The organism is Streptomyces sp. NPDC127038 (genome assembly GCF_042725875.1).
Taxonomy (GTDB): Bacteria; Actinomycetota; Actinomycetes; order Streptomycetales; family Streptomycetaceae; genus Streptomyces.
Window position 1 is genome coordinate 49,660 of the sequence record NZ_JBHXDQ010000003.1, and the last position, 22,134, is coordinate 71,793.

Annotated in this window: 19 protein-coding genes; 5 read left to right on the forward strand and 14 right to left on the reverse strand. The window is 73.8% G+C overall.

What is annotated here, in order from left to right; translation table 11 throughout:
• Nucleotides 1–35: 35 nt before the first annotated feature.
• The 9 genes from ACFWI4_RS03045 to ACFWI4_RS03085 all read right to left on the reverse strand — a co-directional run bounded on the left by ACFWI4_RS03045 (nt 36) and on the right by ACFWI4_RS03085 (nt 9,885).
• The gene (locus tag ACFWI4_RS03045; protein ID WP_387190258.1) at nt 36–1,007 is read right to left on the reverse strand and encodes an alpha/beta hydrolase; all 972 of its coding nucleotides are present in this window, start codon (nt 1,005–1,007) and stop codon (nt 36–38) included.
• 167 nt (nt 1,008–1,174) lie between these two features.
• Nucleotides 1,175–3,037, reverse strand: coding sequence for a M1 family aminopeptidase (locus ACFWI4_RS03050; RefSeq protein ID WP_387190260.1), 1,863 nt, complete (start codon nt 3,035–3,037; stop codon nt 1,175–1,177).
• Between the two features lie 255 nt (nt 3,038–3,292).
• Complete coding sequence (locus tag ACFWI4_RS03055) at nt 3,293–3,955, reverse strand: spherulation-specific family 4 protein (protein ID WP_387190262.1); 663 nt, start codon at nt 3,953–3,955, stop codon at nt 3,293–3,295.
• On the reverse strand, nt 3,952–4,878 hold the full coding sequence (locus ACFWI4_RS03060) for an NAD-dependent epimerase/dehydratase family protein (RefSeq protein ID WP_387190264.1): 927 nt from the start codon (nt 4,876–4,878) through the stop codon (nt 3,952–3,954). The genes ACFWI4_RS03055 and ACFWI4_RS03060 overlap by 4 nt, the downstream gene beginning before the upstream one ends.
• A 7-nt stretch (nt 4,879–4,885) precedes the next feature.
• Nucleotides 4,886–5,599 (reverse strand): sugar phosphate nucleotidyltransferase, encoded by a 714-nt coding sequence (locus tag ACFWI4_RS03065; RefSeq protein WP_387190266.1) that lies wholly within the window; start codon nt 5,597–5,599, stop codon nt 4,886–4,888.
• 35 nt (nt 5,600–5,634) lie between these two features.
• On the reverse strand, nt 5,635–6,636 hold the full coding sequence (locus ACFWI4_RS03070; RefSeq protein ID WP_387190268.1) for a GDP-mannose 4,6-dehydratase: 1,002 nt from the start codon (nt 6,634–6,636) through the stop codon (nt 5,635–5,637).
• A gap of 133 nt (nt 6,637–6,769) precedes the next feature.
• Nucleotides 6,770–8,134, reverse strand: coding sequence for a hypothetical protein (locus ACFWI4_RS03075; RefSeq protein ID WP_387190271.1), 1,365 nt, complete (start codon nt 8,132–8,134; stop codon nt 6,770–6,772).
• The gene (gene pelF, locus ACFWI4_RS03080; protein WP_387190273.1) at nt 8,131–9,675 is read right to left on the reverse strand and encodes a GT4 family glycosyltransferase PelF; all 1,545 of its coding nucleotides are present in this window, start codon (nt 9,673–9,675) and stop codon (nt 8,131–8,133) included. Before pelF ends, ACFWI4_RS03075 begins: the two co-directional genes overlap by 4 nt.
• A gap of 87 nt (nt 9,676–9,762) precedes the next feature.
• Nucleotides 9,763–9,885, reverse strand: a complete 123-nt coding sequence (locus tag ACFWI4_RS03085; protein WP_387190275.1) for a hypothetical protein — start codon at nt 9,883–9,885, stop codon at nt 9,763–9,765.
• A 506-nt stretch (nt 9,886–10,391) separates the two neighbouring features.
• Between ACFWI4_RS03085 and ACFWI4_RS03090 the strand changes: the two genes are divergently transcribed.
• Together ACFWI4_RS03090 and ACFWI4_RS03095 are read left to right on the forward strand one after the other, a co-directional pair.
• Nucleotides 10,392–10,739 (forward strand): PRC-barrel domain containing protein, encoded by a 348-nt coding sequence (locus tag ACFWI4_RS03090; protein WP_387190277.1) that lies wholly within the window; start codon nt 10,392–10,394, stop codon nt 10,737–10,739.
• Nucleotides 10,740–11,015: 276 nt separating this feature from the next.
• Nucleotides 11,016–12,257 (forward strand): NAD(P)/FAD-dependent oxidoreductase, encoded by a 1,242-nt coding sequence (locus ACFWI4_RS03095; protein WP_387190280.1) that lies wholly within the window; start codon nt 11,016–11,018, stop codon nt 12,255–12,257.
• Between the two features lie 66 nt (nt 12,258–12,323).
• Here the strand turns inward: ACFWI4_RS03095 and ACFWI4_RS03100 are convergent, their stop codons facing one another.
• The 5 genes from ACFWI4_RS03100 to ACFWI4_RS03120 all read right to left on the reverse strand — a co-directional run bounded on the left by ACFWI4_RS03100 (nt 12,324) and on the right by ACFWI4_RS03120 (nt 17,837).
• Complete coding sequence (locus ACFWI4_RS03100; protein ID WP_387190283.1) at nt 12,324–14,642, reverse strand: SpoIIE family protein phosphatase; 2,319 nt, start codon at nt 14,640–14,642, stop codon at nt 12,324–12,326.
• 324 nt (nt 14,643–14,966) lie between these two features.
• Nucleotides 14,967–15,161 carry a hypothetical protein gene (locus tag ACFWI4_RS03105; protein WP_387190285.1) on the reverse strand — a complete coding sequence of 65 codons (195 nt, stop codon included), beginning with the start codon at nt 15,159–15,161 and terminating at the stop codon, nt 14,967–14,969.
• A complete protein-coding gene (locus tag ACFWI4_RS03110) occupies nt 15,161–15,598 on the reverse strand; it encodes a hypothetical protein (protein WP_385392814.1) in 438 nt (145 codons plus the stop codon). Before ACFWI4_RS03110 ends, ACFWI4_RS03105 begins: the two co-directional genes overlap by 1 nt.
• A 47-nt stretch (nt 15,599–15,645) precedes the next feature.
• Nucleotides 15,646–17,136 (reverse strand): sensor histidine kinase, encoded by a 1,491-nt coding sequence (locus ACFWI4_RS03115; RefSeq protein ID WP_387190288.1) that lies wholly within the window; start codon nt 17,134–17,136, stop codon nt 15,646–15,648.
• Complete coding sequence (locus tag ACFWI4_RS03120; RefSeq protein ID WP_385392819.1) at nt 17,133–17,837, reverse strand: response regulator transcription factor; 705 nt, start codon at nt 17,835–17,837, stop codon at nt 17,133–17,135. The genes ACFWI4_RS03115 and ACFWI4_RS03120 overlap by 4 nt, the downstream gene beginning before the upstream one ends.
• 230 nt (nt 17,838–18,067) lie before the next feature.
• Between ACFWI4_RS03120 and ACFWI4_RS03125 the strand changes: the two genes are divergently transcribed.
• The 3 genes from ACFWI4_RS03125 (at nt 18,068) to ACFWI4_RS03135 (ending at nt 22,017) form a co-directional block, all read left to right on the forward strand.
• Nucleotides 18,068–18,967, forward strand: coding sequence for a hypothetical protein (locus tag ACFWI4_RS03125; RefSeq protein WP_387190290.1), 900 nt, complete (start codon nt 18,068–18,070; stop codon nt 18,965–18,967).
• A gap of 79 nt (nt 18,968–19,046) precedes the next feature.
• Nucleotides 19,047–20,066 (forward strand): hypothetical protein, encoded by a 1,020-nt coding sequence (locus ACFWI4_RS03130; RefSeq protein ID WP_387190292.1) that lies wholly within the window; start codon nt 19,047–19,049, stop codon nt 20,064–20,066.
• Nucleotides 20,067–20,076: 10 nt separating this feature from the next.
• The gene (locus ACFWI4_RS03135) at nt 20,077–22,017 is read left to right on the forward strand and encodes a M48 family metalloprotease (RefSeq protein WP_387190294.1); all 1,941 of its coding nucleotides are present in this window, start codon (nt 20,077–20,079) and stop codon (nt 22,015–22,017) included.
• The last annotated feature ends 117 nt before the right edge of the window (nt 22,018–22,134 follow it).

The window sequence follows — 22,134 nt, forward strand, 5'->3', positions numbered from 1 at the left end:
GCCCTGACCGCGTCCCGTCCCGGTCGCGGGTGCCGTCACGGCGTCAGGAGCCTGCGCAGCCAGTCGAGCCGGGCCGCGCGGGCGGTCCTGGCGAGCACGGTGTGCGGGGCGAAGGCGTCGAAGCCGTGGAAGCCGCCGGGCCACACGTGCAGTTCGGCCACCCCGCCCGCCTGCCAGATCCTGGTCGCGTAGTCGACGGTCTCGTCCCGGAAGGTCTCCGCGGAGCCGACGTCGAGGAAGGCCGGGGGCAGCCCTGACAGGTCCGTGGCCCGGGCGGGCGCGGCGTAGGCGGGGACGTCGGGGCCGCCCCTGGCATCGCCGAGCACGGCGGTCCATGCCGTCTCGTTGGCCGTACGGTCCCAGGCGCCGACGCCCGCCATCTGGTGGGCGGACACGCTGTCGTTGCGGTCGTCGAGCATCGGGTACATCAGGACCTGCCCGAGCGGCCGGGGCCCCTCGCGGTCCCGGGCCAGCAGTGCGAGCGCCGCGGTGAGGCCACCGCCCGCGCTGGCGCCGGCGATCACGATCCGTTCCGGGTCGCCGCCGAGCTCCCCGGCGTGCCGGGCCGTCCACACCAGTCCGGCGTACACGTCCTCCACCCCCGCCGGGTACGGGTGTTCGGGGGCCAGCCGGTACTCCACGGACACCACGACCGCGCCCAGTTCCCGCGCCCACTCCAGGACGAGTTCCACCCCGGCCCGGTTGGTGCCGAGGACCATGCCTCCGCCGTGGCAGTGGTAGATCACCGGGCGCGGCCCGCGCGCGGCCGGTGCCGCGGGCCTGATGACGAGCAGGGAGATGCCGGGCGCGCCCTCCGGCCCCGGCACCGTGAGATCCGTGGTCGTGAAGGTGCCGCCGTCGGTGAGGTCGTACGCGGGTACGGCGGCCCGCTGCACGGCGCGCAGGGCGGCGATGTCCGCCAGGGTCGGCCCCGAGGGCACGGAGGGCCCGACCGCCGCGAGGGCGGCGCCCAGTTCGGGGTCGAACGGGGGCGGTACCAACAGCATGACGTCTCCTCGCACCGAGCCCGGCGGCTCCCTGATCCCATGATCGGGTGCCGTGCTCCCGGACCGGGAGCCGCCGTACGGCGGAACCTGCCCGCGACTCGGCCGGGCATGCGCGCCGCGGTGACGCCCGGGGGCGCCACCGCGACGGACGGGACCGGTGAGGCCGGTCAGCCCACGATGCGGTGGGTCGTCCAGAACGACGTCAGGTCCGTGGTCGTGGCGGCCTGGGCGGCCGCCTTGAACTCGGCCGTGGTCGAGACCCCGTACCAGTGCGAACTGGCGTAACTCTTCAGGAGGTTGGCCATCACGGTGTCGCCGAGCACACGCCGCAGGTCGTGCAGGGCGCACTTGCCGTAGGTGTAGACGACGGTGGAGTAGCGGGAGGAGTGCGCGTCCCAGTACGCCATGGAGTTGGTGATGTTCTCCGCCGAGGAGGCCCAGGAGACGTTGTTCCAGCAGTTGGTGCCGGTGATGTTCTGCGCCAGGTCGGTGGCGTAGTCGGTGAACGCCTCGTCGAGCCAGGGGCTGTTGTACTCGTCGTCACCGACGATCCCGTAGAACCACTGGTGCCCGATCTCGTGGGTCAGCGCCGTGGTGCTGACCAGGTCGAGGACGAACCCGGGGTACTCCATGCCGCCGAACCAGTAGTTGTTGTCGATCACGGCGTCCAGTTCGCCGTAGGGGTACGCGCCGAAGCGTGCGGCGTGGGCGTCGACGGCGGACTTGGCGGTGGTGAGCATCGACTGCGCGCTGGAGGAGCTGATGCCCGTCACGGAGTAGATGTTGATCGCGGTGCCGGCGGGGGAGGTGCCGGAGATCTTGGTGAACGGACCGGCGGCCCAGGCGAAGTCACGGACCTTGGAGGCCGTGGCCGTGGTGACCGTGCGGCCGCTGGAGCCGGCGGTGTCGACCGAGGTGCCGGTGGCCGGGACGAGGAGGCTCGTCGGGTGGTCGAGGGTCACCTTGAAGTCGGCGGCCAGCGAGTAGAAGGACTCGCCGTTGTTGGTGTACGGGTCCAGGTGCCAGCCGGAGCCGTCCTTGACCGCGAGCACGGGCAGCGCGTTGCCGATGTTGACGAACGCCCCGTCGTAGCCGAAGCGGTCGGCGCCGCTGGGCACGGTGATGCCGAGGTCGAAGCCGATCGTCGCGCTCTGGCCCTGTGCCAGCGGTGACGACAGGCTGATCTGGAGGGCCGTGCAGGCCACCGAGAGCGAACCGGCGGTGCCACCGGTCACGTTGGTGACGGTGATGGGCATCGCGGAGCAGGTGCCGTGGTAGTTGTCCCACAGCCGCAGGTACACCTCGCTGAGCGAGGCGGAGGAGGCGTTGGTGAAGGTCACGCTCTCGTGACCGCTCCAGCTGGTGCCGCTCGTGTTGCTGGTCAGGCTGACCGTGTAGCCGGGGGCGGCTGGCGTACGGGTGGAGTCGGCCGGCGGGGTCGTGTCACCGGAGGTGTTCAGGGCGATGTCGTCGAGGACGAAGCTCGTCTGGAGGCTGGAGTCCTCCGTGCCGGTGAAGGCGACCGTGACGGTCTGGCCGGCGAACGCCGAGACGTCGAACGTCTTCTGGGCGTACCCGGACGCCTTGTTGAGGTTCGAGTACGTCGCCAGGGTGGTGCTGCCGATCTTCGCCGTCAGCTTGTCGTAGGCCGTCGACGAGGTCGTCTCCGCCGTGTCGATGTGCAGCCAGAACGTGAGGCTGGCGCTGCTGCACCCGGACGGGATCGTCACGCTCTGCGAGAGGGTGTCGGTGTGGGTGCCACCGGTGCCGTCCAGCCAGGCGAAGCTGGTTCCGCCGTGGGCGCTCTGGCCGGTGCGGCTGGTGATGACGCTCGTCGAGGACTGGGTCCAGGGCGAAGTGCCGCTCTCGAAGCCGCCGTTGGTCACGACCTGGGCGGGTGTGCAGGCGGCCGCGGCGGCCGGTGCCGTGCCCGGCGAGGCGGCCGCGGGGGTGCCGGGGAGCGAGACTGCGGCCAGGGCGGCGACGGTGAGGACGCGTGCCGCCAGGGCCTTGAGGGGGGTCGGTCTCACACGAAACTCCTTTGAGGCGGCCGGGATTCCGGCCTGCTCGGTGGCCGCCCTGGACGACTGGGGTGCGCCGCTGGGTGGCCGCGGCCGCGCGCGGGTGCGCGCGGTCGCCTGGTGAGATTTCCGTGCCGTCACCCTGGGGTCAGGACGACGGCACCCGAAAGCCTCGCAGATTTGACCGAGACATGCCATCACTCCGCGCAAGGAGGCACCGCGGGGAGCCGCGGTGCCGTGCGGCCGGCCCGGGACGGGTGCCGCTCAGGCCCCCCGTTCGCTCAGTGCCGGAGTCAACCGCGCCCAGGGATTGGGAAGTTCGCCCGTCACCGGCCCGGCGACCGCCGCACCGCGGTCACGCGCGGTGCGGACGGCCAGCGGAACGAGTGCCTCCGGGACGCCGTAGACGAGATGGCAGAACTGCTCGGGCGGGTGCCGCGCGGTCCACTCCGGTCTGCTGAACGCCGACACATAGGTGGACCAGTGGCCCTCGAACGTGACGAGCAGATCGGCGAAGCGCGCGTACCCCGGCGCCGGGTGCACCCCCATGTTCAGCACGACCGGAGCCGCACCGAGCCGGCGCAGACCCTGCACCAGCCGCCGGCAGCCGGGCAGCGCCGCGGGAGTCGGCGCCACCTGGTCGAGGAAACACCCCTGCGTCCCGTACCACTCCCGGTGCCGCAGGACCTCGTCCGCGACGACGTCCGGATCGCGTGCCCCGTAGTCGGTGTCGACATAGCCGAGCAGCCGGGCACCCGCCGAACGCAGCGCGTCCGTCGCCGCGGTGAACGCGGGATCCGGCCCCCGGCCCGGCCCGTCCGCCGGGTTGATGACGACCCCGTACGTCCGGTCGGCCGCCCCGATCAGCCGGTGCCAGGCGCCCGGGTCCTCGCCCGGGTGGACGTACAGCGGAATCAGCAGGCTCATGGCGTCCGGTCGCCTTCGCCCCGCGGGACGGGAACGTTCCCCGACGCAGCCCAGAGCGCGGACAGCGAGTCGTCGAGCGTCAGCGCGGGACGCCAGCCCAGGGCCGCCTCGGCGGCGGTGATGTCGGAGCACTGCCAGGACACGTCCCCTGAGCGGGCCGAACCGCCGCCGTTCTCCTCGATGCGCCCCCGGAACCCGGCGATGCGCGCCAGGCCGTTCACCAGCTCACGCACCGGGACGGCCTTGCCGCCCCCGATGTTGAGGACCCTCGGCAGCTGCCCGGGGACCGTGGCCGCGGCCACCGCCGCCCGGGCCACGTCGCGTACGTCGACGAAGTCGCGGTACGCCGAGAGGTCGCCCAGCCGGATGACCGCGTCCGGGTCGGGACCGGCGGCGCGGAGCAGCCCGGCGATCCGGCCCGGCAGCCCCGTGGCGGGTGCCCCCGGCCCCACCGGGTTGCCCACCCGCAGCACCACCGTGTCGAGACCGGAGGTGGACACGGTGACCGTGCCCGCGAGCTTGGTGGCCCCGTACGGGGTGAGGGGACGGGTGGCGTCGGACTCGGTCGTGCCGGTGTCCCGGACGCCGGGACCGTATTCGGCGGCCGAGCCCAGATGGATCAGCCGGGCGGCCGGCGCCGCCTCCCGCAGCGCCGCGCACAGGACCGCGGGGCCGCGGGAGTTGACCTCGGCGAGGGTCACCGCGTCTCCGCCGGTCGCGCCGGCGCAGTTGATGACGGCGTCGGGCGCGGCCGCCGCCAGGGTCGTGGCCAGTCGCTCACGGTGGTCGGTGGCCAGGTCGATGCCGAACTCGGCGGCGGGCGAGCGCCCGCCGCCGAGCACCCGCACACCCGAGAGGGTGCGCAGGTGCCCGGCGACATGGCCGCCCAGATAGCCGCTGAAGCCCAGGACGAGAATGCGCATGCGGTGGTCAGGCTCCCTTGAGCAGCAGCGACTTGCGGGTGGTGAACTCGGCGTTGGCCCGGTCGTAGTCGTCCGGCCGGCCGATGTCGAGCCAGTACCCGTCGAACGCGTAGGCGTGCGGCTCGTCGCCGCGGCTCAGCAGATCGAGGACCAGCTCGTCGAAGCCCAGCGGCAGCCCCGGGGTGTAGTCCAGGAGGGTCGAGCGCGACAGGCCGTACACACCCATGGAGACGCGGTAGTCCACGCTCGGCTTCTCGGTGAAGGCGACCACCTTGCGGTCGTCGGTGGTGAGCACGCCGAAGTCGATGCGCACCTCGCGGGCGTACGTCGCGATGGTCAACGGCGCTTCCGCACGGCGGTGTTGGTGCAGGACGTCGCCGAAGTCGAGATCGGTGAGCACGTCGCCGTTCATCACGAGGAACGACTCGGGCAGCCGGTCGAGCATCGTCAGCAGCGGTCCGATGGTGCCGAGCGGGTTCTCCTCGGTGGAATAGTCGACGGCCAGGCCCCATTGGGAGCCGTCACCGACGTAGGCGCGGATGATCTCGCCCAGGTGGCCGATGGCGATGGTGCAGCTGGTGAAGCCGCACGAGGCGAGCTGGCGGAGCACGATCTCCAGGATGGCGTGCTGGTCACCGATCGGAACGAGCGGCTTGGGCAGGGCGGTGGTGTAGGGCCGGAGCCGGACGCCCTTGCCACCCGCCAGAATCACTGCGTGCATTTGGTTCTTTTCCTTCGTGGGACGTGCTGGACGGGTCAGATGTTGTAGATGCCGGTCTTGTAGCGGGCCAGGTTCGCCGGTTCGCGGAAGAACTCGACGGTCCGCGCGAGCCCTTGCTCCAGGTCGTGCCCGGGGCTCCAGCCGGTCGCCTCGGCCAGCCGGCTCGCGTCGGCGACGAGCCGCATCACCTCGGAGTTGGCCGGCCGGATGCGCCCGGCGTCCTCGCGGACGTCGAGGGCGGTGTCCATCACCTTGCCGATCAGCGCCACCAGGTCGCCGACCGAGATCTCGCCGCCCGTACCGGCGTTGAGGGTCCGGCCCACCACCCGCTCCGCGGGCGCCGTGCCCACCGCGAGGAACGCCTGGGCGGTGTCCTCGACGAAGGTGAAGTCACGGGTGGGCCGCAGGTCGCCGAGGGTGATGACCCGTTCTCCCGCGGCCACCTGGCCGATGACGGTGGGGATGACCGCGCGCATCGACTGGCGCGGGCCGAAGGTGTTGAACGGGCGCAGCGTCACCACCGGCGTGCCGAAGCTCGCGTGGTAGCTGTCGGCCAGCCGGTCCGCGCCCGCCTTCGAAGCGGCGTACGGGGACTGGGTGTTGATGGGGTGGTCCTCGGTGATCGGCACGGTCTGCGCGGTGCCGTAGGTCTCGCTGGTCGAGGTGTGCACGAGCCGCGGTGTGCCGAGCGCGCGCACCGCCTCCAGCACGTTGAGGGTGCCGGTGACGTTGGTGTCCACGTAGCTGTGCGGGGCCTGGTAGGAGTACGGGATCGCGATGAGCGCGGCCAAGTGGTAGACGCAGTCGGCGCCTTCGGCCAGACCGCGGACCGAACCCGGGTCCCGGACGTCACCGAGGACGATCTCGACCTGGTCCAGGACGTCGGGGTGCAGCGTCTCCAGCCAGCCGTACGAGGAGAAGGAGTTGTACTGCGCCATGGCCCTCACCCGATGCCCTGAGGCGACCAGTGCCTCGGTGAGGTGGGAGCCGATGAAACCCTCGGCTCCGGTGACGGCGGCGAGTGGTTGGGTGGTCAACTCGTTGATCCTTCCGGTTGGTTGCCCATGTCATGCGTGATGCGTGATGGGTGATGAGCGGTGAGTGACGGGTGGTGCTGACGGAGGCACGGTGGCCCTCCGGACGGGTCCGGGCGGGCTGTGCGAGGTGGTTTCAGGCGTGCGGCGCGGGTCGCCCCAGCAGCCGTACGGCGCAGGCCGTGAGACACAGACAGGCCGTGCCGCAGGACAGCGTCAGGGCGAGGGGTCCGGGCAGCGGACGGAGCGCGGCGGCCGAGGCGGCGGCGACGGCCGCCGCCAGGCAGACCGCGGCCGGCTGCCAGGCCGCTCCGAAGGCCTGGAGCAGCAGAGCCGTCCACAGCGTCGCCGCGAGCAGCAGCAGCGGGACCGGCTCCGCGCCGGTCAGCAGGGCGGCGGGCAGCAGCGGAAGCACGTAGGAGACCAGACAGAGACCGAGGACGCCGGTCGAGCGAAGCAGGAACGCGGCCGGGGTCGCGGTCGCCCGCAGCGCGGACACGGACATCCCGCGGTACCGGTACAGCAGCCACTCCGCCGGGCCCATGCTCACGGTCAGCACGACCACGGCGTACGGGTGCTGCCGGCCCTCCAGCAGCACCAGCACCCCGGCGGACAGCCCGAACAGGCCGTACGGCAGTGACCGCAGCAGCGGTGGACGGGGTCCGCCCGGCACCGGGGAGGCGCCGAGGGCCCCTCGCAGCGCCCGGCAGGCCGCGGCGACCGCGCAGAGCACGGACAGCAGCGGCAGCGCGAGGCGCGGCACGGTCCCGGGGTCCCACCAGGGCAGCGCCGCCGCGCCGGCGGCCAGCGGGGTGAGCGCGGCCAGCAGTAGCCGCTCCCCGCCCAGCACCAGCAGCACCCCGGCCGCCGACAGATACACCGACTGCGCCGCCGCGACCCCGATCGCCGTGCCGGAGCCGGCGAGCAGCGCCCCGGACCCCGTCGCGGCGAGCGCGCCGAGCGGCGCGCCCTTGAGCAGGGTCCGGCCCGACTCGCGGCGGCCCGTGGCCATGCGCAGATAGGCGCGGTGCCCGAGCGCCTGGCCCCAGGCCCAGGAGACGAGACCGGCCACCACCAGGACGTCGAGGTCACGGCCCGCGTGCCACAGCCCGCCGGTCAGCAGATAGGCGAGGCCCGGCAGCGCGAACAGCACCCCGCGCAGCGCGCAGCGCACATGGTCGGGACGCCAGGGGTTGCCCGGCCGCGGGGGCTCGGGAAAGGTGCGCGGCACCCGCTCGTAGAGCGCGGAGGCGAGCGAGAAGAGGTTCGGATGCCCGTACCGCTCCTTGATGACCTCGGCGGTCAGCCCCTCCGACTCCAGCAGGGCCGCCACCTCGTAGGGGTGCACGGCCGGGCCGATGCCCTCCGCCAGTTCGGCGGCGAGCCGGTCGACCGCGTCCCGGTCCGCGCCCGGCGCGGACCGGGCGGGCGCACGGCCGAGCCGCAGGGACAGGGTGTCGTCCCCCCTGCCTCCGGGTTCGAGGGCCATGGGTCCGCTCATCCGGCCAGGCTCCTCGACGCGGACGCGGACGTGGACGCCCGGTCGCCCCGCACCGCGAGCGGGGCGTCGGCGGCCCCGGGATCGCTCGGGACGATCCGGCCGAGTGTCGACAGTTCCAGGTAGATGGTCCGGAAGGTGTCGACGGTCTGCCGCAGGGAGAACTGCTCGATGACGCGGTTCCGGGCGGCCTCGCCCATCGCGGCGCGCCGCCCGGCGTCACCGAGCAGCTCCAGCGCGGCGGCGGCCATGGCGTCGGGATCGCGGGGCGGGACGACCAGACCGCTGTCGCCGACGGCCTCGCGCACCCCGCCCACGTCCGTGGACACGGTGGCCCGTCCGCACGACATGGCCTCGATCAGGGTGAACGGGAAACCCTCGCTGATGCTGGAGAGCATCACGACGTTGCCCGCCGCGTAGGCGTCCTTGATGTCGTCCACGCGGCCCTCGAACGTGACCGCGTCCGCCTGCCCCAGCTCCCCGGCCAGGGCCTCGCAGCGCTCACGGTAGGCCTCGCCGCCGCGCGGGGTGCCGCCGAACAACCTCAGCCGGGCGTCGGGGAGTTGAGCCCGTACCAGGGCGAACGCGCGGATCAGGGTCTCCAGGTCCTTGATCGGGTCGACGCGTCCGGCCCAGCTCAGGGTCGGCCGCCCTGGCTCCGGGCCGGCCGGCGGGAAGGCCGCCGGGTCCACTCCGTTGTAGACCGTGCGGATCGATCCGGGAGCGGCACCGCCCTGTTCCTCCCACAGCCGGTTGTAGCGGTTGCCCGGGGTGATCAGGGCCGCGCGCCGGTACGTCTCCTCGGCGAGCAGCCGGAAGAAGCCCAGCACGACCGCCTTGACCGGCCAGCGGTACGGGGCGGTGCGGTAGCCGAGGTAGCGCTCGCGCAGATAGACGCCGTGCTCGGTCAGCAGCAGCGGGACGCCGTGCCGTTCGAGGGCGGCCAGGCCCGGGAGCACGGCGACCCCTCCGCTGACCGCGTGCGCCACCCCGTACTCGGGGAGCGGCGCGGTCAGCGGGCGCAGCGCGTGCTCCAGCAGCGCGGTCGCGGTGACGGCGTCGTGCAGGGTCGGCCTGGCCTCGCGGACGGCCAGCCCCGGGCGGTTCCACACCCCGGTCAGCACGCTGATCGCGCGGTCGCCGCGCAGGAAGGCGCTCAGCGTCCCGTCCGCGGCCGAGCCCGCCATCGCGTACAGCGCGGTGGCGAACCGGTCCTCGGCGCAGGGGTCGAGCAGCGCGGTCAGGAACTGTTCGTAGGCGGACGTGAGTTGCCTGCGCCGCCGTCCGCGCGGAGGGCGGCCCCCGGGCGCGGGCCCCCACATGGGGACCGTGACGACGTCGAGGACCTGCGCGGGGATGTCCCACGCGAGCGGTTCACGTCCGGTGCCGGTCACGGCGATGACGTCGAAGTCGAAGTCGGGCATTCCGTCGACGAGTTGGTCGCACCAGACGCTGACGCCGCCGTGACTGTGCGGGTAGGTGCCTTCGGTGAGCAGGGTGACGCGCGTCGCGTTGAGGCTGCGCGCGTCGTGGGGAACGTGCATGGAAGTGTGCTCCACGGCCGAGGTTGGGGTGGTCGGGCCCGTCCCGGCCGCGCAGGAGGCGGCCGGGAGCTTCGGTCGGGGCGCGGCTCAGTTGTCCGCGCGGTGGGCGGTCCGCCCGCCGGCGTCCGCAGGCAGGCCCGTGTCCTTCGGGCCGGCCGGGTCGATGAGCGCGCCGATGGCGAGCACGGTGGTGCGAATGGTCCGCTTCATGCGGTGAAGTCCCCTCCCCGGGCAGGGGTGAGTACCGCTCCCATGGAGCCCACCACCCCCTGACGTGACGCCACAGCCCCCCTCAGACGTGGTCGTCACGCGTTCGTCGCGTCACATAGTGGTGTCTCTGTGGAGCTTTCGTGCGCCCGATACGAAACGTGACGGAAAAGCGTGTAACTCGAACGAGTGGTCACCGACAGTCGATCCGAGTGCTCCGACCGTCACCGTGAGGAGTTGGGTGATTACCCAGCGAAACGTTCCTGTCCTTGCTCCGTGGGGCCCGGACCGGATCCGGAGTGATCGGATCCGCCCGTTTCGGGTACCCGTGGTCCAGACCGGGACGCGTTCCGGCTGCGGCATCGGTTTTCGGCCACGTCGAGACCGGGTGTGTGCCGGATATGTGAAGAACCCGGCCGCGCGCCCGGTGTACGGGTGTCGGCGGCGGGGAAGCGGGACACCCGTCGATCTTCAGTCGCGTTTCAGTGGACGAGTCGGAGGAATTCCTCGTGAACGAGCATCTCTGGGGCTACGGCCCGACCAGCGGACACACGCCCGACGCCGACCTCTCCGGATACCGCGTGGAGGCGTCCGACGGCCACATCGGCAAGGTGGACAAGCACTCCGACGAGGTCGGTTCCCAGTACGTCGTCGTCGACACCGGCGTCTGGATCTTCGGCAAGCGGGTGCTGCTGCCCGCCGGAACGATCACGGCGATCAGCCACGAGGACAGCACGATCCGGGTCGGCCTGACCAAGGACGAGATCAAGGCGGCACCGGAGTTCGACGAGGAGAAGCACCTCGGGGATCCGCGCTACCGCGACCAGCTGGGCGGTCACTACGGCTCGGGCCACTGACGCACCCGCGCGGGAAAGCAGGGGACCCCGGCTGGACGGGGGAGACCAGCCGGGGTCGCTCACCTGGTGTTGCGGAGGCCGCTCCGCGTCACACCAGGGGTAACAGTGGACCGTATCGGTCTATTCCTCCTCGAAATATCCGAAAATCCCCCGAGTCCCCGAAGCCGGTCCACCGGCGTGGCCCCGCATCCGCCCGGCGCGCCCGGCGGGAAGATCGGTCCGGGAGGGTGCGTGCGACGGCGCGCGGACGGACCGGCTGCTCGGAGGATGGTTGCCATGACCGCGAAGCGCGGTGTGCCCGATGTCCTGATCGTCGGCGGCGGGCTCGCCGGTCTGGCGTGCGCCCACGACCTCGCCCGGCACGGCCTCCGGGTCCGGCTGCTCGAGGCCTCCGACGAGGTGGGCGGCCGGATGCGCTCCGACCCGCACGAGGGCTTCGTCGTCGACCGCGGCTTCCAGGTCTTCAACACGTCCTACCCCCAGGTCAGACGCCGGATCGCGCTGCGTGACCTGCGGCTGCGGCCCTTCACGCCCGGCGTCCTCGTCCACACCGAGGACGGGCCGCTGCGCTTCGAGGACCCGACCCGCGGCCGCCGACGGCTGGGCGACCTGCGCCCCGGGCGCCTCGCCGGAACCCGTGACCTGATCGCGCTGGCCGCCCTGTCCGGCCGGGACATGCTCGCCCCCGCCTCCTGGCTCAAGCGCGGCGAGGACCGTACGACGCGCACCGCGCTGGCGGCGGCCGGATTCTCCGAGGAGTTCGTGGAGCGGTTCTTCCGGCCCTTCCTGTCCGGGGTCTTCCTGGAGGACCAGCTGGAGACCTCCGGCCGGGTGTTCCATCTCGTCTGGCGCAGCATGCTGCGCGGCACGCTGTGTCTGCCCGCCGCCGGCATCGGGGCCGTACCGCGCCTGCTGGCCGAGGCGCTGCCCCCCGGCACCGTGCGTCCGGACACCCCCGTCACGCGGCTCACGGACGACGGGGTCGAGACGGACGACGGAGGCGAACTCGCCGCCCGGGCCGTGGTCGTGGCGACGGGGCCGGGGCCGGCCGCCCGTCTGCTGCCCGGCCTCGGCCTCCCGCCGTACCGCGTGGTCACGACGTACTACCACGCCGCGACCAGGTCACCGCTGGCCGAACCCGTCCTGGTCACGGACACCAGAAGGCGCTTCCTCAACAGCTGTGTCCTGAGCGAGGCGGTCCGCGGCTACGCACCGCCGGGGATGTCCCTGATCGCCACCTCGGTCCTCGGACACGACCAGGAGGGCGCGGAGACCTGGCTGCGCGACGCGCTCGCCGAGGTGTACGGGACGGACACCTCGGACTGGGACCTGCTCACGGTCCGTACCGTCCCCGACGCCCTGCCGGCGATGCCGCCCCCGCAGCCGCTGAGCCTGTCCGCCCGGGTGGCCCCGGGCCGCTATGTGTGCGGGGACCACCGTGCCACGGGCTCGGTCCAGGGCGCGCTCGCCTCGGGAGCCCGCGCGGCGCGTGAGGTCGCGGCCGACCTGGCACGGTAGACGCGGCGCGCCGGACGCCCGGCCTGCGGAGGCGTGCGGAGGCCCAGGGGACTGGGGACTCGGGGCCTAGGGGAGTGTCTGTTCCGTCCAGATCGTCTTGCCCCGCGCGGAGTAGCGGATGCCCCAGTTGTGGCTCAGCTGCGCGCAGATGAACAGGCCGCGCCCGCCCTCGTCGGCCGTACGGGCGTGGCGCAGCCGTGGAGCCGCCCCGCCCGCGTCGCGGACCTCGCAGGTGAGCGTCGTGTCCTTGATGAGCCGCAGCCGGACCGGCGCCGCTCCGTACCGCAGGGCGTTGGTCACCAGTTCGCTGACGATCAGCTCCGTGGCGTAGGCGGTCTCCTCGCCCACCCCCCAGCCGTGGAGCCGGTCCCGGGCATGGCGCCTGGCCGTCGCCGCCGCGGTGGGGTCGAAGTCCAGGGGCCAGGTGGCGACCCGGTCCGGCGGAAAGGCGCGGGTGCGGGCCAGCAGCAGGAGGACGTCGCTGCGGCCCGTCACGTCGCGCAGCCGGTAGAGGACGTCGTCCCGCAGGTCGCCGAGGGGGCGGTCCAGCCGGGTCAGCGCCACGCGCAGCGGGTCCGCCGGGTCCGCGCCGGGACCGTCGGAGGCCGGGAACGACGTGGTGCGCAGGGCCAGGACGCTGCCGTCAGGCACCGGGACGGAGACGGTGGCGAACGGCGGCCCGTCCCGGCTGCCCAGCAGCGGGCCCATGGGGATCTGCGGGACGTGCACCAGCCCGCCGGGGTGCGCCACGAGCGGGGCGGGATGGCCGGCGGAGGCCATCACACAGGTCTCCTGGAGCGGATCGTGGATCGCGTAGACGCAGCCGGCCCGCAGCGGCTGCTCGCGGAGCGGGTCGCCCGACGGCAGCGCAGCCCGTTCCTGGGCGAGCCGCACGACGGCGTCGTTGAGGCGGGCGAGCAGTTCGTCGGGATCCAGGTCGAGCGCCGCGAGCGAATGGATCACCGTACGGATCTGGCCCATGGCGGTGGCGGCGTCGATGCCGGTTCCGGCGACCTCCCCGATCGCCAGGGCGGTGCGGGCGCCGGGCAGACCGAAGACGTCGTACCAGGTGCCCGCTCCCGCATCGGACGGGACGTGCAGCGGGGCGAACTCCATCGCCGTCCGTGACGCGGGCTCCGGGGGCAGCAGATGGCGTTGCAGCGCCGCCGCGATCGTGTGCTCGCGGGTGTAGCGGCGCGCGTTGTCGAGGCTCAGCGCGGTGTGCGAGGCCAGCTGCCCGGCGACGGTGAGATCGTTCTCGTCGAAGGCGTCGTGCGGCCGTACGCGGTAGAGGCTCAGCAGTCCGAGGACGGCGCCCCGCAGGGCCAGCGGGGCGGTGAGCAGGACGCGAGCGCCGGAGTCACGGATGGCGCGGGCCCGCTCGGGATCGGCGTCCAGCCAGGGGGTGCCGCTGTCGAGGGTGACGGCGCGTGGTCTGAGGTCGTTGAGGACCTGCGAGTACGGCGTCGGCGACGGCACGGCCCGAACGTCGCCGACGGGATGCGCCTGAGCCCTGTTGACCGGTCCCTCGATACGGAAGGCCGCGCGGCGCAGCGGGATGTCGCGTCCGAGCGGACTGAGCGGAGGATCCTCGCCGCGCACCACCGCGTCGACCACCTCGACCACCGCGATGTCGGCGAAGCCGGGCACCAGCGCTTCCACCAGCTCCTGGCAGGTCGTGACGACGTCCAGGCTCCGGCCCACCCGCTCGCGCACCGAACCGAGCGCGTCCAGCCGCCTCTTGGCCCGCAGGGACTGGGTGATGTCCGTCATGGAGACGACCACGCCGCGCGCGTCCCGCAGCGGGAACGCCGAGACGTTCACGAACCGCTCCCTCGGCGGCCCGTCGGCGGGGTCGAGCTGAACGACCCGGTCGGTGAAGGAAATGCCGTCCGTGACGACCGTCCGCAGGAGGTCCTCGAACTCCCGCGGGCGGGCGGGACGGCACACCTCGGCGACGGGCCGGTCGAGCGCCGCGTCCGCCGTGGTGCCGCACAGCGAGCAGGCCGCCTCGTTGACACTGAGGACGCGCAGCGCGGGGTCCAGCACGAGGAACGCCTCGTGCGTGTTGGCGTGCAGGATGTCGAAGACCGCGGTCGGCATGCCGGGGCGGGCGGTGCCGGGGCCGGCCTCGAAGACGCCCCAGGCGACCTCGCCGTCGGACAGCGGCACCACCTGGATCCGGAGGTCGACCGGGTTCCCGTCGACGTCGTGGATGGTCAGCGGGCCGGAGCCGGTGTCCGCGAGGTCGCGCGTGACCATGGCGAGAGCCGTACGGCCCACCGCCTCGGAGTCCGAGCGCAGCCAGATCTCGCCGGCCCTGCGGCTCCACCGCAGGACGACGCCCGCGCCGTCGACGACCATCAGAGGAGCGGCGGCATTCACCGGACATCACCCCTGCCGTGTCTCCGGCCGGGCGTCCCCGCTGTCATGGGACGACTTCGACGGCTGGATCACCGGAGGAGGTCATGTCGGGCGACATGTCCTTGTTCTTCCTTTGGTCCACGCACCCATGATTCTACGGCGCGGCGGATGCGCAAGCCGATGCGGTGCACGCCGGTCGGGCCAGGTCACGGCCCGGAGCGGTCGGGTACGGGGAGGACCGTACCCGGCGGGCGCGGGGAGCCCGGACCGGCCGGGTACGGGCGGGGGCGGGCCCGGTGGGCGCGCACCCCGCATCGGCTCACGCCTCCGCCATCGGTTCACGGGTCAGTCGTGGGCCATGTCCGACTCGGCCGAACTCGCCGCGGACTCCGCGCCGTCGACCAGCTTCTGAAGCCGGGCGAGGTCGGTGGAGGACGGCGTGGGCGACGCGGGGGCGCTCCCCGTGTCACCGGATCCGCCGCACGCGGTCAGGAGCAGCGCGCTCACGGCCAGGGCCAGGGCCAGCCGTCCCGCGCGCATCACGCGCCGGCTCCGTCGCCGTGGCTCGCGCACCACTTCTCGACGTCCGCCAGGTCCTTCTTGCGGCTCTCCAGCGTCGGGACGAGCGAACGCCGGAACGTGAGCCGGTCGTTGAGATAGGTCTCGATCTGCGTGTGCCCGGCGGACTTGGCGTTGGCCACCCGCTGTTCCAGCCTGGCGACGGAGCCGCGCTGCGAGGCGTCCCCGTTCAGCCGGCCGAGGATGCGGTCGATCCTCTGGTCGATCTTCGGCGCGCGCTTGCAGACCGCCTTCGCCCCGTCACCCGTGGGCGCGCCCGACGGGTGCGTTCCGGCGCCGTCGGCCGACGCGACGCCCGCCGCGCCGAGCAGCGCGCCGGCCGCCATCAGCGAGACGACGGTGGTCCTGGCCCTCGACGCGGCCGGCTTCCTCGGTGCCTTCGACGGTGTCCTCGACATGCTGAACTCCTCTTCGTTCCGGGGCGGTTGCCCGCACGTCCGGCACGCTAGGAGCCCTCTTTGTGGAATTCCTGTGGCCGGGCGCCGGCCGTCGCGATCACCCAGTTGCGCTGCGCCGGCAGGGTCGCCGCCCCGCCGGACCCGCCGCCCAGGAGCGGCAGCACGACCTCGATCCGGGTCCCCGTCCCGGCCGGCGGTTCCAGGACCCGGATCCGGCCCCGGTGCAGATCGATCTGCTGGGCGACCAGGGTGAGCCCGAGGCCCGACCCCGGGCTGTCCGGGCGGCGCTCGAAGCGTTCGAAGACCGCGGCACGCCGCTCGGGCGCTATGCCCGGCCCCCGGTCGTCGACGCACAGGACCGCGTGGTCGCCGCTCGCGCGCAGCGCGACCTCGATGGGGGAGGGGCGTACGTCGGCGCCGGCGCCGTGCACCAGCGCGTTGGTGAGCAGGTTGTCCAGGACCGTGCGCAGCCCCGGCTCCCAGCCGTGGACCCGCAGCCCCGGAGGACAGTCGGCGGCGATGTGCGCGAGCGGATGCCGGCGCCGCTGCTCGCGCACGCTCGCCTCGACGACGTCCGCGAGATCCACCGGGCCGAACGCGTCCGCCTCGACCAGGTCACCGCGGCCGAGTTCGCGCAGCATGACCAACAGGCCCAGCAGCCGGGCGTGTTCGGCGCGCAGGTCGTCGAGGACCTCGTCGCGGTCGGGGGACGGAAGGTCCGGATGCTCGGTGAGGATCTCCAGATTGGTCTGCATGCTCATCAGCGGGGTCCGCAGCTCGTGCGCGGCGGCCGAGGCGAACGAGCGGGCGGTGGCGAGCGCCTCCTCGGTCCGCGCCGCCTGTTCGTCGTAGCGGCTCAGGACCGTCTGGAGGGTGTGGGCCAGATCGTCGACCTCGGCGATCCGGGCCGGCGTGTGGTCCAGGCGCGCGGAGGTCGTCCGCGGATCCAGGCCGCTCGCGCTGTCCCGCAGCCGCCGCAGCGGACGGCTCGCGCGCCCGGCCACCGCACCGGCCAGCAGTCCCGACAGCGGCGCGGCGAGCAGCGCCACCGTCACCACGCGCCTTCGTACCAGGCGCAGTTGGGTGTCGGCCGCGGTGTCGGGTGCGAACAGCCAGAGCGTGCCGCGCACCCCGGGACGGGTGCCGGCCACCTGCTTGGACAGGATCCGCCAGGAGCGCCCGCCGGTCCGCAGTGTGACCGGGACCGGCGCGCTCGCGGGAAGCGGTGCGGCCTGGTCCGGCTGCGGGCCGCCCGTGAACGTCTCCGACGGGCCGACCAGCCGTACGCCGACGTCCAGGGCGGAGGTGAACAGCCTTCTCTCACGGGTCCGTTCGACCGCGGCCGACCGGTCCGCCGCACTCGCGCGCAGCAGCCCGCGGGCGTCCTTCGCCACGGCCGCCGCGCTGCGGCGCAGGTGCGCGTCCTGCTCGTCGTGCAGATCCGCCGCGACGAGCCGCAGCAGCAGCCAGCCGGTCGCCAGGACCAGGATCGGCACGGTCGCCCCGACGGCGAGCGCGATCCGGGTGGACAGTCTCATCGTCCGGCCTCCGGCCCGTCGTCGCGCAGGACGAACCCCACGCCCCGTACGGTGTGGACGATCCGGGCCCGGCCCGCCGCCTCCAGTTTGCGCCGCAGATAGCTCACGAACGTGTCCACCGCGTCGGTGCGCACATCGAAGTCGTACCCCCAGACCCGGTCGAGGAGCTGGTCGCGGCTGAGCACGATGCCCGCGTTGCGCGCCAGGACGTGCAGCAGCTCGAACTCCCGCCGGGTCAGGTCGAGTCGGCGTCCGTCCAGGCTCACCGTGCGGGCCGCGGGATCCAGCGAGAGTCCGCCCACCCGCACGGTGTCCGTGTCCCTCGGCGGTCTGCGCCGCAGCAGCGCCTCCAGCCGGAGCACCAACTCCTGGAGGGCGAAAGGCTTCACCAGGTAGTCGTCCCCGCCTGCCTGGAGTCCCGCGATCCGGTCGGCGGTCTCGTCGAGCGCGGAGAGCATCAGCACGGGTACGTCGTTGTCCTCCTCGCGGAGCGTCCGGCACACGTCGATCCCGCCGAGCCCGGGCATCGAGATGTCCAGCACGATCGCGTCCGGCGGGGTCCGCCGGGCGATGTCCAGCGCGGGCCGGCCGTCGTCGGCGAGGTCCACGGCGAAACCGCCCAGCCGCAGGCCGCGTTCGAGCGACCGTCGTATCGCCGCGTCGTCGTCGACGACGAGGACACGGCCCCGATGTCCGCCCATCACCACACCCCGGTTCGGAGGGACGGGCCGGCCGGCGCGGCCCGTTTCGTCGCCCATGGTGCACCAGCCGCCCGGACCGCGGACACGCGCGGTCCACCCGTCCGGATCCGGCCAGGCACAAAACGGTAACGAAGGACTTCGTGGCGGGTACAGGGAACGTCGGCGCGGCGTAATGTCCGCCCTTGCCCGGGTGCTCGTGGGGGGTGACCCGGTGCCGGGAGGGGAGTGTCATGGCTGCCATGACGCGGGTTCGAAGAGTGCCCGGATTCGTCCGGGGCAGGCTGGCGGCGGCTGTCTGCGCGGGTCTCGTGTGCGCGTGCCTGGCCGGATGCGGTCATGGCGGCGCGGCGACGGCCGGCGCCTCCACGGCGTCCGCGGGACCACCGTCGTCCGCGGCGCCGCCGTCCCCTCCCGCGTCCGCGCCCGTGTCCTCGCCCGAGGCGACGCCCTCCGCCGACGACCCGCAGACGCCGACGGACACGCCGGCCACGGAGGAGGCCACGACGGCCGCCTCCCAGGAAGCGGTGACGGCCGGCGGTTCGGGCGCGTCGGCCCTGTGGGGCAAGGCGTACAGCGGTACCGCGAGCATCTCGGTCGACGTGTACGACTACTGCACCACCGACGGTTCGCGGCGCCTGGCGGGCAGCCGGACCTACTCCATGAGCAGCACGCTCGACCTGGGCAGGCCGCAGGCCGGGGGCGGCCGGACCGAGGGCAACCCGTTCTCGATGCTGTTCGCGGCGGGCGCTCCCTCGCAGGCCGGTGCGGTGTCCTTCAGGTCCTCGTCGGTGAGCACCGTCTCCAGCGTGGACCTGGCGGGCCACTACCGGGACCCGAATCTGCTGCTGACCTACTGGGACATCGGCTGGTCCGGCGGCGAGCTGAACGCGCGGCTGACGGACCCGCACGCCAGTGAGGCGGTGGTCCTCAATCTGTTCAACTGGCCGAGCCTGCTGGTCGCCTGCCGTTCCGACCTCGGCCAGATGCCCGGCGGCTTCCCGCACGCGCTGGCGGCCGGTACGACGTTCACGGGCCGGCTCGACGGCTCCGGGGCGTCCCTCACCGCCCGGGGCGCCACCACCGACGGCGTGGTCGCGTTCAGGTTCACGTTCGACGGCACGGCGTCGTGACCCGGTTACGGACCTCCCGCCCGGGGAGGACCACGACGGGACGGCGGGGGAGCGGGGCGGCGGGACCGGGGGAGGTCCGATGACGGCACCGGACCCGCTGGACACCTGGAGCGTGCGGATCGCCGAGCGGGTTGCTCCGGGGGAGAGCGCGTTCGCGGCGCAGACCGCCCGCGCGTACGCCGCGGGCGGCGCATCCCGCCGCAGCCTCTTCACCTCGTCCGGGCAGGTTCCCGGCGGCATGGGCGGCGGAGCGGTGTCGGTCCTTCCCGCCGTGCTGGACGCCCTGGCGTACGCCGCCGATCACCTCAGATCCGCCCTGGGCAGCCCCGAGCTGAACAACCTCCTGTCCGCCACCGGACTCCTGGTGGGCATACGCGCCCAGCGCAGCGCCGAGGCCGCGACGCGAAGACCGGGCGAGGACCACGACCCCTCGGACGACGACGCCATACCGCCCGCCCCTCAGCGCGACGGGCGCGGTTCGGCCGGCGAGGACTTATCGGGGGCCGCGGTATCGCCGGGCGCCGCGGAACCGAGCGGCGCACCGCAGCCCGGAGCGGCCCGGGCCGCCCTCTCGCCCGGCGGGGCCGACTCGGTCGCATTACCACCGGGCGGTACGGAACCAAGCGGGGCACCGCAGTTCGGACCGAACCAGGCCGATGTACCGCCGGGCGCCGCGGAGCCGGGCGGCGCACCGCAGGCCGGAGCGGCCCCGGCTGTCCTACCGCCCGGCGGCGCCGATCCGGCCGCCGTACCGCCCGGCGGCGCCGACCCCGTTCAGGCCGCTCCCACGCTCGACGTCCTGCGGGCCGCGCTGCGCATGAGCGGGCGGCTGCGGTCCAGGGGACTGGCCCCGGGTGACGCCGACGAGCTGACGGCGCGGCTCGTCGTCCGGCTGGTCACCGAGGACGATCCCGCCGAGGTCGTGGCCTTCCTCGACGCGCTGGCCGGTGACGAACCGCCGCCGCGCGCCCCGGACACCCGGTGCCGAAAGCTGCGGAGGCTGCGCTCCGCGGCATCGGGCCTGCTCCTCCGGGCCGGACGCCGGCGTACCGCCGACCCCCGGCCCGCGGCCGGTCCCGAGGGGACGCACGAGGGATGAGACCGGCCCCATGAGACGGCCCCCACCGCTCCGCACCGCCCGGTCCTGGGGGCCACCGCCCTGGCTGTGGCTGACCCTGGCGCTCTTCCTCGCCCAGGTTCCCGCGCTGCTCCGACTCGCCGCGGGCGTCAGCACGGGACTCGCCCCGTTCGGCGAGACCGGCCGCGGCCGCTTCGTGACCGCGCTGCTCAGCCTGGTCCAGCTCCTGCCCCAGTTCTTCCTCCTCGCGGCGGTGCTCGCGCTCCTCGCACCGAGGACACGCGGCCGTCTCGTCGAGCGCCGCCACGGACTCCTCGCCCCCGACCACCCGCTCATGGCGCCCCCGGCCCCGGGGGCGTCGCCGGACGGCCGGGACACGGGCGCCGCACCGCACTTCGCCGCCGGGATGGCCGCGTTCGTCCACGAGCACGCGCCGGGCGCCCAACTGCGGCTGAGCACACGGGACGGCCTCTCCGCCCGCGTCTATCCCGGAGGATGGCGCACCTCCCGGATCGGTGTCTTCGCCCCGCTCGTCCATCTGTGGCAGACGGACGAGGGGGCGGCACGGGCGGTGCTCCTGCACGAGCTCGGCCATCTGCGCCGGGGCGAACACCACGTCGCCGGGCTGGGAAGCCCCCTCACCGCACTGGTCCGCGTCTGGCCGTACGTCCTCGCGGGCTTCGTCGTCCTTCCGGTCACGCTGCTCTTCGTCACCGGCAACGCGACCGCGGTCCTGACGCTCGCCGAGGTCGTCCTGGTCCTGTGCGGGGTACCGAAGGTGCTGCTCCTCGTGGTGGCGGCCCTGTGGTCGGCCGAGCTCGGCGCGGACCGCTTCGCCGCGCGGACGGCCGGCGCCGACACCGTCGTACGCGCCCTGCGCCGCCTGGAGAAGGGCGATCGCGGGGGCCTCGCCCGGCTCTACCATCCGCCGGCCGGGATGCGCGTGTGGTGCGTCTCCCGGGCGGAGACCAGCCGGGTCCGGCTCCTGCCGGCACTGCTGTGGCCCCTGGCGCTGGCCGCGCAGACGGTCCTGACGATGCTGGGGGCGTTTCCCGCGTACGTGCTGCTCGGTGTGCCCGGCGACCTGGCCGCCCGGCAGGTGCTCGCGCTGGCCCATGAGTCATTGGCGGGGCAGCCCGCGTGGTGGGCCACCCTCGCCGTCGCGCTGCTCTGGCCGCCCGCGGCCGGGGACCGGCCCGCGGGGCGGGACCCGGGGGCGCCGGCCCGGGCCGTACGGGTCCGCGCGGCCGCCGTCTTCCTCCCGGCGCTCCTGCTCCTCGTCGGGCTGCTGCCCCTCGCCCCCCGCCCCGCCGGAGGTGTCCTCGCCGACGCCCCGGCGGATCCGGCCGCCCGGGCCCCGGGGGCACCGGGCGAGGGAACCGGGACCGGGCCGCGGACCGGTTCCGGCACCGGGACCGGCACCGGGGATGGTTCCGACGCGGATGCCGGTTCCGGGGCCGGGGCGACGGCGTGCCCCAGCCGTGCCGCACCGGCCGATCCGAGCCGTCCGCCGGGTCTTCCGACGTTCACGTCCGGAAATCCGGCGTCCTCCGGCGGGGGTCCGCCGGCGGGCCCCCGCACCTTCCGCACGCTCGCCGTCCGTTCCGCGGATCCCCTCTCGGGAACCCGTTCTCAGGCGCGGGAGGTGGCCGGCCGGCTGAGCGCAGCCCGCTGGACCCTGCGCGAGGACGGCACCCTCGTGGCCGACCTGCCCGAGGTTCCCCTCCTGCGCACCACGGCGGTGGACGCCACGGCACGGCTGCTGACAGGGAAACGCACCCGGCGCACCGGCATCGGCGCGACCACGACCTGGATGGAGGCCCGCCTCGTCATCGGCGCGGGCCCGACGGCCCGCCTGGAGCTCGTCCGGGCCGCGACCGGGGTCACCCGGGTCGTGGTCGACTGCCGAGAGTTCACCTCCACCTCGACCACCGCGCAACGCCTGTCCCTGACCTTGGGAAACGACCGGTAGGCGGTCGGCGGACCGGAGGCCGCCCGTGATCCGTGGCCGCCGCGTCACCGTCGTGTCACAGGCCCGTCCGCACGTGAACCGGGGCGGCCGTGCGGCGATCTGTAGCGACGAGTGCCG